Raw genomic sequence first — 13,713 nt, 5'->3', positions numbered from 1 at the left:
TCGAATGATAACTACTTCTAAAGAGCTAGTAACAAAGTTTTATTACATCGCCTAAATTTGGCAGGAATCACAGAGTGCGGGGGTGCTTTACTTCGACAGAGTCAAAACTTGAGCTGTATAATTAATAAGCAATCAGGAGCATTCTGGCTAGCGAAATTCTATGTGAATCGTTTATCGGAAAATGAGTTTTTTAGGAAGTAAAACTCAACAATTTGATGGGGCATTTTTATGAAACGGGACGACTTAGGGATTTGTCTTTCCAAAGACATGTTATCGAGACAACTGTGTTCTACGTTCACCCACGTAAGAGCGTATGATCCGAAAGATACCTGCTCAGATGAAATGTTAGTACTTCTCTCTTTTCCTCAGATGTCAGGAAGAGAATTGCTGAGCACGATGCAAAGCAGCAAAAAGTTGGTTTGGAGAGCGGATTATTTTTGCCCTGCGGATCACCACTTCTAACAAATACGGTTTGTTTTGTCACAGACAGCGATTTGCTGATAAGCAACGATACGTTTACAACACCGTGCTTTTTACAAGACTATTCTTTTTAAAAGAGTATGCTTTCTAAAACCCGTTGACTTAACACATAAATAATTAGAGCATATGCTCTAATTATTTTTTATTGCTGAGCTGAACATGAAGACAAAAACTATCGCTCTTTTTGTATGCTCTCTGCTTGGTAGTCAAACTGCTTATTCTGCGCCAATTTCGTTTCAACAAGCTTGGGAACTGCTGAAACAGAACAACAATTCCCTCGCAGCAGAACGTGCCAATGTAGAGCGTTACGAACATCTTAAAAATTCTAAAGGTAACCTCAACTTACCTTCCATTAGTGTGGGAGCGAACTTCACTCGCTTAGATAACGACGTGACGCTCTCCGGCCAGCAAATTATGGAGAGTACAGGTCAAACCCTCCCTCTCCCTGCTGCACTACTAAGTTCCATTGGTTCAATAACTTCAACGGTTACTGAAAGAGATATCTTCAGCTCTTCTATTCGAGCTGTCTGGCCTATTTTTACCGGTGGCAGAATTTCAGCAGCCCAAGATGCCGCGATTGGAAAGAAAGAAGAAGCACAAAGCCAGCTTGCGATGGAAACTCAAGCTCGCTATGAAGACTTAGCAAAATACTATTACAGCGTGGTTTTGGCTCAGCAAGTTTTAGAAACACGCTCTTCCGTTGAAGCGGGATTAACCAAACACAGAGATAACGCTTTAAAACTAGAGCAACAAGGGCAAATAGCCCACGTTGAGCGACTTCAGGCTGAAGCTTCATTAGATAAAGCGGCGGTTGAACGTAAGAAAGCACAAAAAGACCTCGATATTGCTCAAAATGCTTTAACGGAAATTCTAGGACAAACCACCCTCGTAGAACCCGATGGTGAGTTGTTTGTAAACCAGAGTCTTCCTTCAATGAGTGCCTTTGTCGAACAGACACTCAATACGTATCCGGGTCTGGATTTGCTCGACGCCAAAGAAAAACAAGCCAGCAGCTTAATCAATGCGGAGAAAGGCAAATATTACCCAGAGGTTTACCTATACGGCGATTACAGTCTCTATGAAGACGATTCATTAGCGAGTCAGATGAAGCCAGATTGGTTAGTTGGTATTGGTGTCAGCGTCCCTTTGCTTGAAAATACAGGGCGTAGTGATCAGATTAAGGCAGCGCATAGTGCAGTCTCACAAGTCAAATACTTGAAGGCACAAGCAAGACAAGATCTGCAAGTATTAGTGAAGAAAACCTATCTCGAAGCAGAGCAAGCACTTGAAGAAGTGACAGGGCTAAACTCCAGCCTCAATCTTGCTCAAGAAAACCTTAAACTGCGTCAGAAAGCATTCACCCAAGGCTTATCTACATCTCTTGATGTGGTAGATGCCGAACTGTATTTAGCGAGCGTTAAAACTCAGCAATACGTTGCCAGTTTTAATTACCTAATTTCACTCAATAAATTACTCGCACTGACCAGTGAAATGGACACATTTGATAACTACAAAAAGTCAGCAATTCCTCTGACAAGCGCTGAAACTCAAACACTTGTGAATGAAAAGGATCCATCATGAAGGCTGTAAAAACGACACTAGTTGCTGTATCCACCCTAGCTTTGGTTTCATGGATCGGTTATGGCTTTTATCAAGCTTATCAGCCAAAGCCTATTCATTTGCAGGGTCAGATAGAATCACAGCAATACAGCATTTCCTCAAAAGTACCGGGGCGTATAGACCAAGTGTATGTTCGCAAAGGTGATATGGTCGAAAAAGGACAGCTGATATTCACTATTCACAGCCCAGAAATTGAAGCCAAGCTTGATCAAGCTATTGCTGGAAAAAAGCCGCTGGAGCCTTGGCTCAGGAAGCGGAAAACGGTGCTCGTGAACAACAGATTCAAGCAGCAAAAGATCAATGGTTAAAAGCGCGCGCCGCTTCTCAGTTAGCTGAGAAGACTTATTTACGCGTCAATAACCTATATAAAGATGGCGTCGTTGCTGAGCAGAAAAGAGATGAAGCTTTAACGCAATGGCAAGCAGCGAAATACACTGAAAGCTCAGCACAGCAGATGTACAACATGGCTCAAGAAGGCGCTCGTGAAGAAACCAAACAAGCCGCTGCAGAGAAAGTTCGTATGGCTGAAGGTGCGGTTGCTGAAGTGGAAGCATACGCCGCAGACACTGAAATTTCGAGCTGGTTTGACGGAGAAGTTGCACAAGTATTAATGCAAAGTGGCGAACTCGCCCCACAAGGCTTCCCTGTTGTGACAGTAGTCGATACACAAGATTCTTGGGCTGTTCTCAATGTTCGAGAAGACCTGCTCAGCCATTTTGCTAAGGATTCACAGTTCAATGCTTTTGTTCCCGCATTGGATAAAACGCTGGCGTTTAAAGTCACTCACATCGCAGTAATGGGCGACTTCGCAACATGGCGCTCTACCGATGCAACACAAGGTTTTGACTTGCGCACTTTTGAAGTTGAAGCTCGCCCCGTTGAACCGGTTGAAGGTTTACGCATGGGTATGAGCGTGGTGGTTGAACTATAAAATGGATCACGCTGTGGCTTCACCTTCTTTAGCGACACAATGGCAGATATTAAGGAGAGATCGCTGGTTACTCTCCTGTCTGACATGGGTTCCGATCGTATTGGTTGTCATAATCTGGTGGATATTCTCCCAAGCCATTGTCCGCGATTTACCTATTGGCGTCGTAGATCTATCCAATAGTCGCCTTTCACGTCAGCTTAGCCGCGAACTGGATGCAACATCCACCCTTTCGGTACTTCGCAGTTACGCCAATGTGGCAGAAGCGACAGAGGATCTAAAGAGCACTGACATTTATGCTTATGTGGTCATTCCGAACCAGTTCGATAAGGCTATTTATCGTGGAGAGCAACCACAGGTTACCACCTTCTATAACAGCCAAATGATTTTGGTTGGAAGGCTAATCAATTCTGCCGTCGTGCAAGCGCAATCCACATTTAATGCGCAAGTTGAAGTGGTAAAAACGCTCGCCAAAGGTCAGCAAACCACGCTGGGTGCAATGAGTCACGTGTTACCGATACGTACTCAAATCACACCACTATTTAATAAAAACACAAACTACGCTCAGTTTTTGGTTTCGGCGGTTATTCCTGCCATTTGGCAAATTGCCATAGTGGTGACCACCATTATGATACTGGCCGCCAATCACCGAACTCACGGTTTAGGCATTTGGGCACAACCCAATACGCTCTCGCGTTTGATAGCAACACTCGCGCCCTATTCACTGGTCTTCGTCCTGCAAGGTGCCGGTTTTCTTAGCTGGTTTTATCACGGGCTGGATTGGCCTATGCACGGTTCTATGTCGACCATGGTCATTGCTCAGTGCATTACGATTGTGGCCTGTATGATTATGGGCTCGTTCTTTTTCTTTATTACATTAGACCCAGCACGAGCGATGAGCTTCGCCGCGGCTTATACCGCACCAAGCTTTGCTTTTATGGGAATAACATTCCCGACAACGGATATGGGCACTTTGGCTCAGATATGGCGCAGCTTGCTACCTGTCAGTCATTATATTGATGTGCAGGTAAGCCAAGTCAGCTATGGACTCGATGCTTATCCTGCTCTTGCATCTTTGTCGCCTATGCTTGGCTATCTTCTACCGCTTGGGTTAACTCTCCTATTGATTAAAAAGCATCTGAGAGCAGAAGAAAAAGTGAGGAGTGACCATGGGCTGGTTTAACTTACTGAAAGCGGAAATTAAAGCACTGTTTACCAACCCTGTGGTGGTATTGACCGTGTTTGGTGGCGTATTTTTCTATTCGTTTCTTTACCCGCTTCCCTACAGTCAGCAAACGCCAAGAGAACAAACGCTTACCGTTGTAAATTTAGATAAGAGCCAAGCCAGCTACCAGCTCGAACGCATGGTTGATGCTACGCCACAGGTCAAAGTCGTTCAACGAAATGCGACCATTGAAGAAGCAAAGCAGGCGTTTCTAGATAAGCAAGTGAGCGGAATTTTGGTCATTCCGGAACATTTCTACAAAGACTTAATGCTAGGAAAAAGCACCACACTTGCCTATGCGGGTGATGCTTCCTACTTTTTGGTTTACGGAACATTGGTTGAAGGTCTGGCTCAGGCAGGCGGAACATTAACAGCCAAAACCAAAGTCGCTCGTCTTGTCGTAGACGGAGAACCGCTTTCACTTGCCGCTAAACACTACTCGCCGACCGGACAAAACCTGAAACCCACGTTTAATGCACGTATGGGATATGTAGACTACGTTGTACCAGCCGTGTTTGTTCTTATTTTGCAGCAAACGATGCTGATTGCTTCAGGCATGATGGTTGGCACACAGAAACACGGTATTGGTTATTGGAGCCACATATCCAGTTTCAAACTCATCGCTTTAAGAAGTGTTGTGCTCATCCCGATTTACTACCTGCTGAGTATGTATTATTTCGGCGCAAGTTTTAGCCTGCATGGTGTCAACACACTCGCACACGCATCCGAACTGCTGACGCTGTTACTGCCATTTTTACTTTCTTCATGTTTTATCGGCATCTGGCTTGGTTCTATTACTCCAAGACGGGAGCTGGTAACGTTGGTGGTTTTGCTTAGCTCAATGCCTTTGATTTTTTCAGCAGGTTTTATATGGCCTGTCGAGGCGATTCCACAACCAATAGTATGGGCATCGAAACTGTTTCCAAGCACTCCTGCAATACAAGGCTTCTTAGCTCTCAATCAGATGAGTGCTGAATGGCGTCAAATAGCGTCTCAATGGACCTTGCTGTGGGGACAAGTGATAGTTTGGTTCATGCTGGCTTGGTGGCAGCTTAGCAAAGCGCAACGCCACGCAACTGCACCAGAATAGAAAAGTAGAAGAAACGGCTGGCAAACAAGTTATTCTTGCCAGTCTTTTCGCATCCGCTCAATAACTTCATCCTCGACACCGTGGATATTACCGTAGAGCTCTCGGCACACAATTATATTGAGCTTAGCTTTATGTTTTCTGGCTAACTTCTTATAGACGGTCATTTCCCACTGCTTAACAAAGGTGTTTGATACCACCACGTTCTTGCCCTGTTGAAGCCAATAATCCGTCTGTTGCTGACACCATTGGTGTGCATCCCCAATTTCCTCAGCACGGTATTGATACTCTCCCTGCTCGTTTACGAAGTACATATCCGCTTCTAAATGAACGGCTGGTAATGTTTTTGCCAGCGTTGATTTACCTGAACCCGGTAAACCTCGGATAAGAGTGAGAGTCAGCATGTTGAACCCGTCAATAAGATATAAAATTATGAAATAACCGCGTTGGGCGTGAATATTAACTTAATTTAAGGTTGTCTGCATTTTGCTATCGACATCTGTAAATAGTTAGGCTATAAGTCTAGATGTTTAGACGTCCAAAATGTTAGCTAAGGGAGAAAGCTGTGCCAATTAGGATCCCCGATCAACTGCCTGCAAGTGATGTATTACGTAAAGAGAACATCTTCGTAATGCCAGAATCTCGTGCGTCAACGCAGGAAATCCGCCCACTTAAAATTTTGATCTTGAATCTGATGCCGAAAAAGATTGAGACCGAGACTCAATTTTTACGTCTACTCTCCAATTCACCTCTGCAATTGGATATCGAACTGTTACGCATTGATGATCGCCCAAGCAAAAACACACCGGAAGAACACCTTAATGCTTTCTATCGTCAGTTTGACAAAATTAAGGATCGTAACTTTGATGGTCTGATCATCACCGGAGCCCCTCTGGGCTTAGTTCAGTTTGAAGATGTGGCGTACTGGGATCATTTGCAGACCATTATGACTTGGGCAAAAAGCCATGTTACTTCAACACTTTATGTGTGTTGGGCTGCACAAGCAGGCTTGAAGCTGCTGTATAACTTGCCAAAGAGAACACGTAAGGAAAAACTCTCCGGAGTTTACCATCACGACATTCATCAGCCGTTCCACCCAATCTTGCGTGGTTTTGATGATACCTTTTTGGCTCCTCATTCTCGTTATGCCGATTTCGAAGCCGACTTTTTAGGTGAGCATACTGACTTAGATATTCTCGCGACTTCTGACGTTGCGGGCGTGTACTTAGCATCAACGAAAGACAAGCGTAACGTGTTCGTTACCGGTCACCCTGAGTATGATGCCAATACACTGCACAATGAGTATGTTCGCGATTTGGGTGAAGGTATGGAGCCAATGATTCCTGTGAACTACTACCCGAATGACAATCCTGATAATCAGCCGAGAGCAAGTTGGCGAAGTCATGGGCACCTGTTGTTCGCGAATTGGCTTAACTATTGTGTTTACCAACAAACACCGTTTGATCTGGAACACTTTAGCGAAGACAAGTTCACAAAAGACGACTAGTCGAAGAGCAAAGCTGTATTTCAGCACACACTTCTAAGCCCGCTATCACTAGCGGGCTTTTTTATTCACTCCATTGAATATGCAGAACCTGTCGCATAAATTTTCACCACAACTTCGATAATCAATTGATTTCATTATCATACCTTCAAAATTCAAGGAGTAAGTCAATGAAATCAATACTCAGTATTTTGCTATCATCTCTCCTCTTGGGCTGCATGATGGTTGAACAACAAGACAGTCTCCAACAAAACAACGACCCGATTGAAAAAGCGGAATCGAGAATCACATTAGGCTTGGGCTATTTAGAAAATGGCAACATGCCCAAAGCACGAGAAAACCTTGAGAAAGCGTTAGAACACGCGCCGGAATACTACAGAGCCATGCTTGCGATCGCTCATTACTACGATGTCGTCGGCGAAAAAGATAAAGCACTTGAAGCTTACGAAGACGCATTGAGTGAACATGACGACAATGGCCAAGTGCTCAACAATTATGGTGCTTTCCTGTGTAAGATAGGCGACTACCGACAAGCCGATAAATATTTCAATCAAGCCGTAGAACAACCCAATTATTACTTAGTGGCGGAAAGCTACGAAAATGCCGGTTTGTGTGCAGCGAAATATGGCAACTTCAGCAAAGCAAAAAAGTACTTTAGCCGCGCCATAGATCATGATCCGCAGCGATTTCGCTCAATCTTACAATTGTCGAAGCTAGAAATAGATTCAGGAGAGTTTTCTCAGGCGCGAGTGAGGCTTTTGCAGTTTCATCAAAACCATGGTTATCAAAAAGCATCACTGCACTTGTTGGCAAATTTAGAACGGCGAGCCGGAAACAAAAGATTGGAACAGAAATATTTATCGCTACTCAAACAACTGTAGGCTCATTGTCATTTAGCGTTTTTCGGGCGGCCATTATTGCCGCCTTTTCTATCGCGATAATGCACTCGACGTAGGCGTCGTACTTGTTTCGCCCGTTGTATTTTCTGGTATTCGCGATAAACGATACGGATAAACAAAACCAGTCCGACAAGCAACAATAGTGAAAATACACTCAAGAATGGTTTGCATAACCAATCCGGTTGGCAAGGTTGAAAGAACACAAAGTCCATACTTACCTCCTTCTCTATAGAGTTATTCCACTACTGTTATATTAGCAACTGTCTTTAATCCACAGCTTGCGCTGTTCAGCATTTTGAAAAGTCCATGCAATAAAACGACTTATCTTTTGTCCTTGTTGCATCTCTACTACTTTTATCGACTCAGCGCCAACTTTCTGAAGTTGTTTTTTCATCCAACGAACATTATCACTTTTTGAAATCAAGGTTGTGAACCACAAAACCTGCTGACCGAACTGCTGGCTTTCAAACGCCATGTTCTTGATAAATGCCGCTTCACCACCGGGACACCAAAGCTCTGCTTTCTGTCCACCAAAATTGAGAGTCGGCTTTTCCTCTTGCTTTGAAAGCATCGGCTGACTTGTTAAACCTTTCTTCTTTTTGTTCGCTTGAAGGTTTTTCAGCTTTCGCTGAGTCCCTTGTTCTGCTTCAGCAAGAGATGCATGAAACGGCGGATTACAGGTCGTCACATCGTATTTTTCATTTGGCTGAATAATGCCAGCAAATATCGATTTGCTGTCAGTCTGTAAACGGCACTCTATTCGGCCTCTCAGATTGTCATTGTGCAGAGCGATATTATTTGCATGCTTGACAGACACGGGGTCAACATCGCTACCTACATAGTTCCAACCGTATTCCGTGACACCAATGATCGGATAAATACAATTCGCACCCACGCCTATATCAAGTGCACGAACGCCACTTTGTTTTAACGACGAGTTCTCTGATTGCAGCAAATCAGCAACGCGGTGGATGTAGTCTGCACGTCCCGGAATTGGCGGACACAAGTAGCCCTGCGGAATATCCCAGAACGACACACCATAATGCAGTGCAAGTAACGCTTTGTTCAGTAGCTTTACGGCTTTCGGGTCTGAGAAAGAAATACTCCAATCACCTTTTGGATTTTTAATCAGGTGGAGCTTTAATTCCGGTAACACTTTGCACAACGCCATAAAGTCATAATTGCCTTTGTGGCGATTTCTACTGTGTAACCCCTCTTTGCCCTTAGTCACTGGGTTTGATTTAACGGTTGGTTTTGCCGCTCCGCTAGATTTCGGTTGTGCTAGTGGTTTGGACTTTGAAGCCTTAGATGCAGAATACGGTTTCTTACTGCTCACCTTTTTTCGTTAGCAGCTTTCTCTTTCACTGTATTTTTACTGCGTGTTTTCCCTCGGGTCTTCCCAGTAGGAGCTTGACTGTTCATCCGTTACCTCGGCTTAACTCTAAGACCATCATGTAAATGCGTGCATCCAGTTCATACTGGTGATAATTCGGTTCCATATGACAACAAAGTTGATAGAAGGATTTGTTGTGATCTTTTTCTCTCAGATGCGCAAGCTCGTGAACAACCAGCATTCTTAATAAAGGCTCAGGCGCGTTTTTAAACATACTGGCAATACGTATTTCATTTTTAGATTTGATCTTATTGCCATGGACTTTTGATACGTAAGTGTGAAGGCCCAGAGCATTGTTGATTAGGTGTATTTTGCTGTCGTAAACCACCTTACTCAGCGGCGCAGTTTTCTTCATATACTGGTTCTTAATCGCCATCGTATATTCAAACAGTGCTTTCTCACTTTGAATTGAATGACGTTCAGGGTAACGCTGCTCGAACCAAGGAATGAGCTTATCGTTATCAACCAACTTTTGGACTGACTCGACAATATGAGCAGGATAACCTTGAATGTATCTGAGTACTGAATTCATACGTATTTTTGAAAGCCTTAAAATGAAGCCGCACAGTGTAGCGGAAAGTCGATAATGATTCACGTATTAGGCTTTGGCAAATGCAGAGGTAGGTTTGTATCAAGTCTGAATGAACGAAACTGGAACATGGAAAATCTAGACACCAGATGATTTTCCATTGTTTTTAAAAAGGTATGAGCTAGGTCTAACTGAGCAACGCAACCACAGTATGGCGACGAACATTCGCTTGTGCATTTAATGCTTCAAACGCTGAAGAAAAATCTTCCGAAGCTCTATTAAAATGTGTGAGCTTCTGTGAAATCTGCTGACTGGTAGGCACATTCAGTTGACTCTTCATTGTCTGCATTTGTGTATCGATATCGACTTGATATTGGTTAGCTTGTTCTAAGCTAGCGTGTGTTTGCTGAAGATGTTTATTAACTTTAATGATGCTCTGCTTAATACCGTCACGCGAGCTTAAATCGAAACGAAGCTCAGCAACGCCATCTGGTTCTGATTTTAAATTGAGCATGTTAGCCTGACCAGCCGGAAAACGATGGCCTTGGCCTGTAACTGCGACTTTATGGTCCATTTGTTTGTAAGCTTGCTCACTCGCTTCAAATAGTACGGTACCGTCTTCACTAATGCTGGCTCTCATCCCCAAAGGTATAAGACTTCTATCCAACATTTTAACGGTTCTAACTCCATCTTTCGCTGAATCAAACTGGATCATTACCGAGCTACCATGAGGGAAATCCAAACGTATTTGTTCAGCTTTACCTTGTAAGCGATTCACATTGAGACCAGGAATTGAAAATCGGCGGACATCTGTTCCATTGAGTTTTAAGTTCAACTCATTATCAATAACACGATGACCATCGAAACGAGACTCTTGTAACACGGTATCAATTTGAAATTTTGAACGCGTTAAGTTCTCTTTAATATTTGGAACGTTATCTACGCCCTGATTCATTGCCTGAGTTAATTGACGCTTAATGCTACCTAACTCTTTCCCGACTAGCTGCAAGGACTTAGCCGCTATTTGTACAGCAGTCGCTTGTTGTTGCCCCTGAGTAAGCAATATTCCCGACACAGAATAAGTCGAGGTATTACCTCTGTCCGGATAAGTAGCGGGGTTCGACGCAATACGTTTTACATCGCCAGCATTTAGTGACGGTGTAACCGTCGTTCTTTCCTGCCCAGTTAGTCGAATACCATGCGCACGAACTTCACTTGTGCTTAAAGCCATCTAAATACTACCTAAATACGGTCAAATAGTGATAAGCCGTCTATTTTGACATAGCTGGCTTGTGTAGCCTGTAAAGCAGCCATGAAACTGTTTAAACGCACAGAGGCTTCACTGTAATCTAAAGCAGATAACTCATCGTTCACTTTTTCGACAAAGAGTTTGTTGTCGGTATGCGAACTGTTCATTAAATCCAAATTGTTATGACGTCCGCCCATTTCCGTGATTGCTGACAGAACGTTATTTGCGGTTATATCAAGATCATTAATTGTGTTGCTGACTTCATTTTGGAAATTTGCAGTAGGAGCCTGAAACTCGGCGATTAATCCGTCTATGGATTTTAAAATATTATTGCCACCGCCCAGATCCAAAACATCTAGCGCTGTAATGTTCGTTTCCATCGTAACGCCTTTTGCGACAGTCACGACTCGTTTATCACTGTTACCCAAAATATTGTAATTCGCATCTAAAGACGGGGTATCTGTTGCCGTTCCCGAGAATAAATGAACCCCTTCTTCATCTTGAGCGTTAAATGCCGAAGTAATCGAATCTCGTAGATTGTTTAACTCGGTAATAATCCCGGCACGGTCGTCTGTTGTCATCGTGCCATTCGCTCCCCAGAGAATTCGGTCACGCATGTTCTGCAAGCTATCCGTCACGGAATCTAAATACACTTCCTGGCTGGAAAGTATCGTTTTTACATTGGCAATATTGTTTTGGTATTGGGTAATAGCGCTGTCTTCACGCTCGAGGTTCAATAACTTGATTGATGCCATAGGATCGTCGGACAGCTTCGTCATCCTTTCACCTGTCGACATTTGCTGCATGACCTTTCCTAACCCTGCATTGTTTGTCTGCAAGCTTTGCAGCATCATCTGGCTAAACTGTGTGTCACTGATTCTCATGATGTCCCTCTAAAATAACTGCAGCACTGAATCAAACAGCTGGTTGGCGGTACTGATAACTTTCATATTGGCATTGTGCGCATTAGCGAAATTCATTAGGTTTGCTGCTTCTTCGTCACTGTTGACTGCACTAATATTATCTCTGGCGGTAATTGCCTGGCTGTTCATGCTGCTTTTAGCCTGATAGTCCGATTCGGCCTGTCGTGCTTTTATTGCGACATTACCCACCATTCCTGTAAATGCATCATTCAGTGAGACATTCCCAAAGCCATTAATCGAAAATGTCTGGTTACTTATCTCTATTATGGAAATCAAGTTGTCGCTGTTCCCTGGATTTCCATCACCAGATAAACCCAGTTCATTCGGAGTAATGTCCGTAATAGTTAGACTTGCAGCAGCGTTCGCTGCGTCATAACTAAATAACGCTTTTCCCGCGATTCCGTTAAGATCTAAGCCCATTGCCAGTTCCGTGTTGAACGCATCAGCCATGGAAACAGCCATCTCATCAAGCGCCGTCATGTACGGTTTGAGAATGTTAGTTTGGTAGTTTGATATTGCGCCAAGGTTACTGCCGACATCACCGGGTATTGAAAAGCTTTGTTTATCAAAATCGACTTGTAACGTTGCTATATAAGCATCATTTACATCAGGTATTGCTTTAAGAACACCCGCCTCACTGCCCATGATCAGAGGTTGACCAGACGTCAGTGTTACTTGAATGCTCCCGTTAGCCTGATCAGTGGTTTTTACTTCCACCAATTTTGATAGCTCCCCAACCAACGTATCACGTGTGTCTAGTAGTTGCGCTGCATTTGCGCCAACGCCTTTACTCTCAACTATCTGCTTATTTATATCAGCAATATTACTCATAAGACTATTCGCTTCTGCAACTGCAGCAGTGCGCTGATCGCTTAAGTTTTTATGTTGGGTATAAAGGGACTCATTCAGAGTGTTAAAACGGCGGGATAGCGCTTCAGCTTCATTAATAATTTGCTGACGTAATGGCATAGATTCCGGTTTCGAAGTCGCATCATGAAGTGCAGCAAATAAGTTATCCAAACCCGCTGACAAACTAAATCCTTCAGAATCTAATGTGTTTTCTAGGTAGCTTAAACTCTCTGTATACCGTGATGCATAAGATTCTGCACTGCTGGTCGTCCACGTCTGCTTAACAATAAACTGATCTGTTACTCGGCGAATACTCGTCACCTCTACGCCCGTCCCTGCACTAAGTCTGTCATACTGAGAACCGCCAACGGTTGCCATTAGTGCTTGTTGGCGACTATAACCAGGAGTATTTACGTTCGCGACGTTCTGAGCTGTAACATCTAGTGCTACGCGGTTTGCATTGAGTCCGCTTAATGCGATATTAACCAGGTTCATATTCGTTAACGCTCCAATTTACGAATCAAAGACTGACTAAATGCATTAGTCGCTGTTAATTCATTTCTTTCTTGGAAGTTAGATGCGACCGTTTGTGAAGAATGATTAACTGGTGTGACGACATTTTTTGCCAATTTTGGCTCATCGTGTCCTACACGTTGAGAAGCTAAAGAAAAGTTCACAATGTTTGAAGCCGAGCTCTCATTCGAACCCAATTGTTCAACTAACATATCTGCAATTCCCGAGCTCTGTTTTTTCGCCATTTCAATAGCCATCTGGCCATCATACATATCGCGAAACACACCCTGTTGCTTGCTAGAAAACGGGCTGTCTTCATCAGCCATAACATCACTACTGCTACGCATTTGACGTAATACTAATTGCAGGAACATTGCCTCAAATTGTTTCGCGACAGTTTCTAATGCGCCTTTTTCGTCGGAAGCATGTTTAATGTTCGTCAGTGTTGTGTTGTCATGATAAAGAACTGAACCCATCTGTGTTCTATCGTTAGAAAGATCTATTTTCATTGTGC

14 protein-coding genes and 1 pseudogene are annotated in these 13,713 nt (G+C 43.5%); 7 read left to right on the top strand and 8 right to left on the bottom strand.

Annotation, left to right across the window (positions count from 1 at the left end; genetic code table 11):
- The first annotated feature begins 228 nt into the window (after nt 1–228).
- The 5 genes and pseudogenes from P4S58_RS05940 to P4S58_RS05920 all read left to right on the top strand — a co-directional run bounded on the left by P4S58_RS05940 (nt 229) and on the right by P4S58_RS05920 (nt 5,343).
- A complete protein-coding gene (locus P4S58_RS05940; RefSeq protein ID WP_081878761.1) occupies nt 229–462 on the top strand; it encodes a hypothetical protein in 234 nt (77 codons plus the stop codon).
- Nucleotides 463–639: 177 nt separating this feature from the next.
- On the top strand, nt 640–2,061 hold the full coding sequence (locus P4S58_RS05935) for a TolC family protein (RefSeq protein ID WP_112404036.1): 1,422 nt from the start codon (nt 640–642) through the stop codon (nt 2,059–2,061).
- A pseudogene (locus tag P4S58_RS05930) lies at nt 2,058–3,031 on the top strand (HlyD family secretion protein). Before P4S58_RS05935 ends, P4S58_RS05930 begins: the two are co-directional and overlap by 4 nt.
- Nucleotide 3,032: 1 nt before the next feature.
- The gene (locus tag P4S58_RS05925; protein ID WP_337163154.1) at nt 3,033–4,211 is read left to right on the top strand and encodes an ABC transporter permease; all 1,179 of its coding nucleotides are present in this window, start codon (nt 3,033–3,035) and stop codon (nt 4,209–4,211) included.
- Entirely contained in the window at nt 4,198–5,343 is a 1,146-nt protein-coding gene (locus P4S58_RS05920; protein ID WP_337163153.1) for an ABC transporter permease, read from the top strand. Before P4S58_RS05925 ends, P4S58_RS05920 begins: the two co-directional genes overlap by 14 nt.
- Before the next feature lie 29 nt (nt 5,344–5,372).
- Here the strand turns inward: P4S58_RS05920 and P4S58_RS05915 are convergent, their stop codons facing one another.
- Nucleotides 5,373–5,744, bottom strand: a complete 372-nt coding sequence (locus tag P4S58_RS05915; protein ID WP_112404040.1) for an ATP-binding protein — start codon at nt 5,742–5,744, stop codon at nt 5,373–5,375.
- A gap of 161 nt (nt 5,745–5,905) precedes the next feature.
- Between P4S58_RS05915 and metA the strand changes: the two genes are divergently transcribed.
- Together metA and pilW are read left to right on the top strand one after the other, a co-directional pair.
- Nucleotides 5,906–6,847: a homoserine O-acetyltransferase MetA gene (gene metA / locus P4S58_RS05910; RefSeq protein WP_102967937.1), complete on the top strand. Its 942-nt coding sequence runs from the start codon at nt 5,906–5,908 to the stop codon at nt 6,845–6,847.
- Between the two features lie 167 nt (nt 6,848–7,014).
- The gene (gene pilW / locus P4S58_RS05905; protein ID WP_102955194.1) at nt 7,015–7,725 is read left to right on the top strand and encodes a type IV pilus biogenesis/stability protein PilW; all 711 of its coding nucleotides are present in this window, start codon (nt 7,015–7,017) and stop codon (nt 7,723–7,725) included.
- 8 nt (nt 7,726–7,733) lie between these two features.
- Here pilW and P4S58_RS05900 read toward each other — a convergent pair whose 3' ends face one another.
- The 7 genes from P4S58_RS05900 to P4S58_RS05870 form a co-directional block, all read right to left on the bottom strand.
- Nucleotides 7,734–7,955, bottom strand: a complete 222-nt coding sequence (locus P4S58_RS05900) for a hypothetical protein (protein ID WP_042488708.1) — start codon at nt 7,953–7,955, stop codon at nt 7,734–7,736.
- Nucleotides 7,956–7,996: 41 nt separating this feature from the next.
- Complete coding sequence (gene rlmF, locus P4S58_RS05895; RefSeq protein WP_337163152.1) at nt 7,997–9,079, bottom strand: 23S rRNA (adenine(1618)-N(6))-methyltransferase RlmF; 1,083 nt, start codon at nt 9,077–9,079, stop codon at nt 7,997–7,999.
- A gap of 82 nt (nt 9,080–9,161) precedes the next feature.
- Nucleotides 9,162–9,668: a M48 metallopeptidase family protein gene (locus tag P4S58_RS05890; protein ID WP_042488710.1), complete on the bottom strand. Its 507-nt coding sequence runs from the start codon at nt 9,666–9,668 to the stop codon at nt 9,162–9,164.
- 184 nt (nt 9,669–9,852) lie between these two features.
- Nucleotides 9,853–10,896, bottom strand: a complete 1,044-nt coding sequence (locus P4S58_RS05885; protein WP_102987260.1) for a flagellin — start codon at nt 10,894–10,896, stop codon at nt 9,853–9,855.
- Nucleotides 10,897–10,907: 11 nt separating this feature from the next.
- Complete coding sequence (flgL, locus tag P4S58_RS05880; protein ID WP_042488717.1) at nt 10,908–11,798, bottom strand: flagellar hook-associated protein FlgL; 891 nt, start codon at nt 11,796–11,798, stop codon at nt 10,908–10,910.
- A gap of 9 nt (nt 11,799–11,807) precedes the next feature.
- Nucleotides 11,808–13,181, bottom strand: a complete 1,374-nt coding sequence (gene flgK / locus P4S58_RS05875; RefSeq protein ID WP_042488718.1) for a flagellar hook-associated protein FlgK — start codon at nt 13,179–13,181, stop codon at nt 11,808–11,810.
- A 5-nt stretch (nt 13,182–13,186) separates the two neighbouring features.
- Entirely contained in the window at nt 13,187–13,708 is a 522-nt protein-coding gene (locus P4S58_RS05870; RefSeq protein ID WP_102964033.1) for a rod-binding protein, read from the bottom strand.
- Nucleotides 13,709–13,713 lie beyond the last annotated feature (5 nt).

It is taken from the genome of Vibrio sp. Hal054 (assembly GCF_037162405.1).
GTDB lineage: Bacteria > Pseudomonadota > Gammaproteobacteria > Enterobacterales > Vibrionaceae > Vibrio > Vibrio diazotrophicus.
The sequence above is the reverse complement of the archived record's forward strand: the minus strand, read 5'-3'. Positions and strand labels throughout refer to the sequence as shown.

Coding starts and splice junctions, on each gene's coding strand:
- P4S58_RS05915 (WP_112404040.1), bottom strand. CDS start 5,744: ATGCTGACTCTCACTCTTATCCGAGGTTTACCGGGTTCAGGTAAATCA.
- pilW (WP_102955194.1), top strand. CDS start 7,015: ATGAAATCAATACTCAGTATTTTGCTATCATCTCTCCTCTTGGGCTGC.
- P4S58_RS05935 (WP_112404036.1), top strand. CDS start 640: ATGAAGACAAAAACTATCGCTCTTTTTGTATGCTCTCTGCTTGGTAGT.
- P4S58_RS05940 (WP_081878761.1), top strand. CDS start 229: ATGAAACGGGACGACTTAGGGATTTGTCTTTCCAAAGACATGTTATCG.
- P4S58_RS05920 (WP_337163153.1), top strand. CDS start 4,198: ATGGGCTGGTTTAACTTACTGAAAGCGGAAATTAAAGCACTGTTTACC.
- P4S58_RS05885 (WP_102987260.1), bottom strand. CDS start 10,896: ATGGCTTTAAGCACAAGTGAAGTTCGTGCGCATGGTATTCGACTAACT.
- flgK (WP_042488718.1), bottom strand. CDS start 13,181: ATGAACCTGGTTAATATCGCATTAAGCGGACTCAATGCAAACCGCGTA.
- P4S58_RS05870 (WP_102964033.1), bottom strand. CDS start 13,708: ATGAAAATAGATCTTTCTAACGATAGAACACAGATGGGTTCAGTTCTT.
- P4S58_RS05890 (WP_042488710.1), bottom strand. CDS start 9,668: ATGAATTCAGTACTCAGATACATTCAAGGTTATCCTGCTCATATTGTC.
- P4S58_RS05900 (WP_042488708.1), bottom strand. CDS start 7,955: ATGGACTTTGTGTTCTTTCAACCTTGCCAACCGGATTGGTTATGCAAA.
- P4S58_RS05925 (WP_337163154.1), top strand. CDS start 3,033: ATGGATCACGCTGTGGCTTCACCTTCTTTAGCGACACAATGGCAGATA.
- flgL (WP_042488717.1), bottom strand. CDS start 11,798: ATGAGAATCAGTGACACACAGTTTAGCCAGATGATGCTGCAAAGCTTG.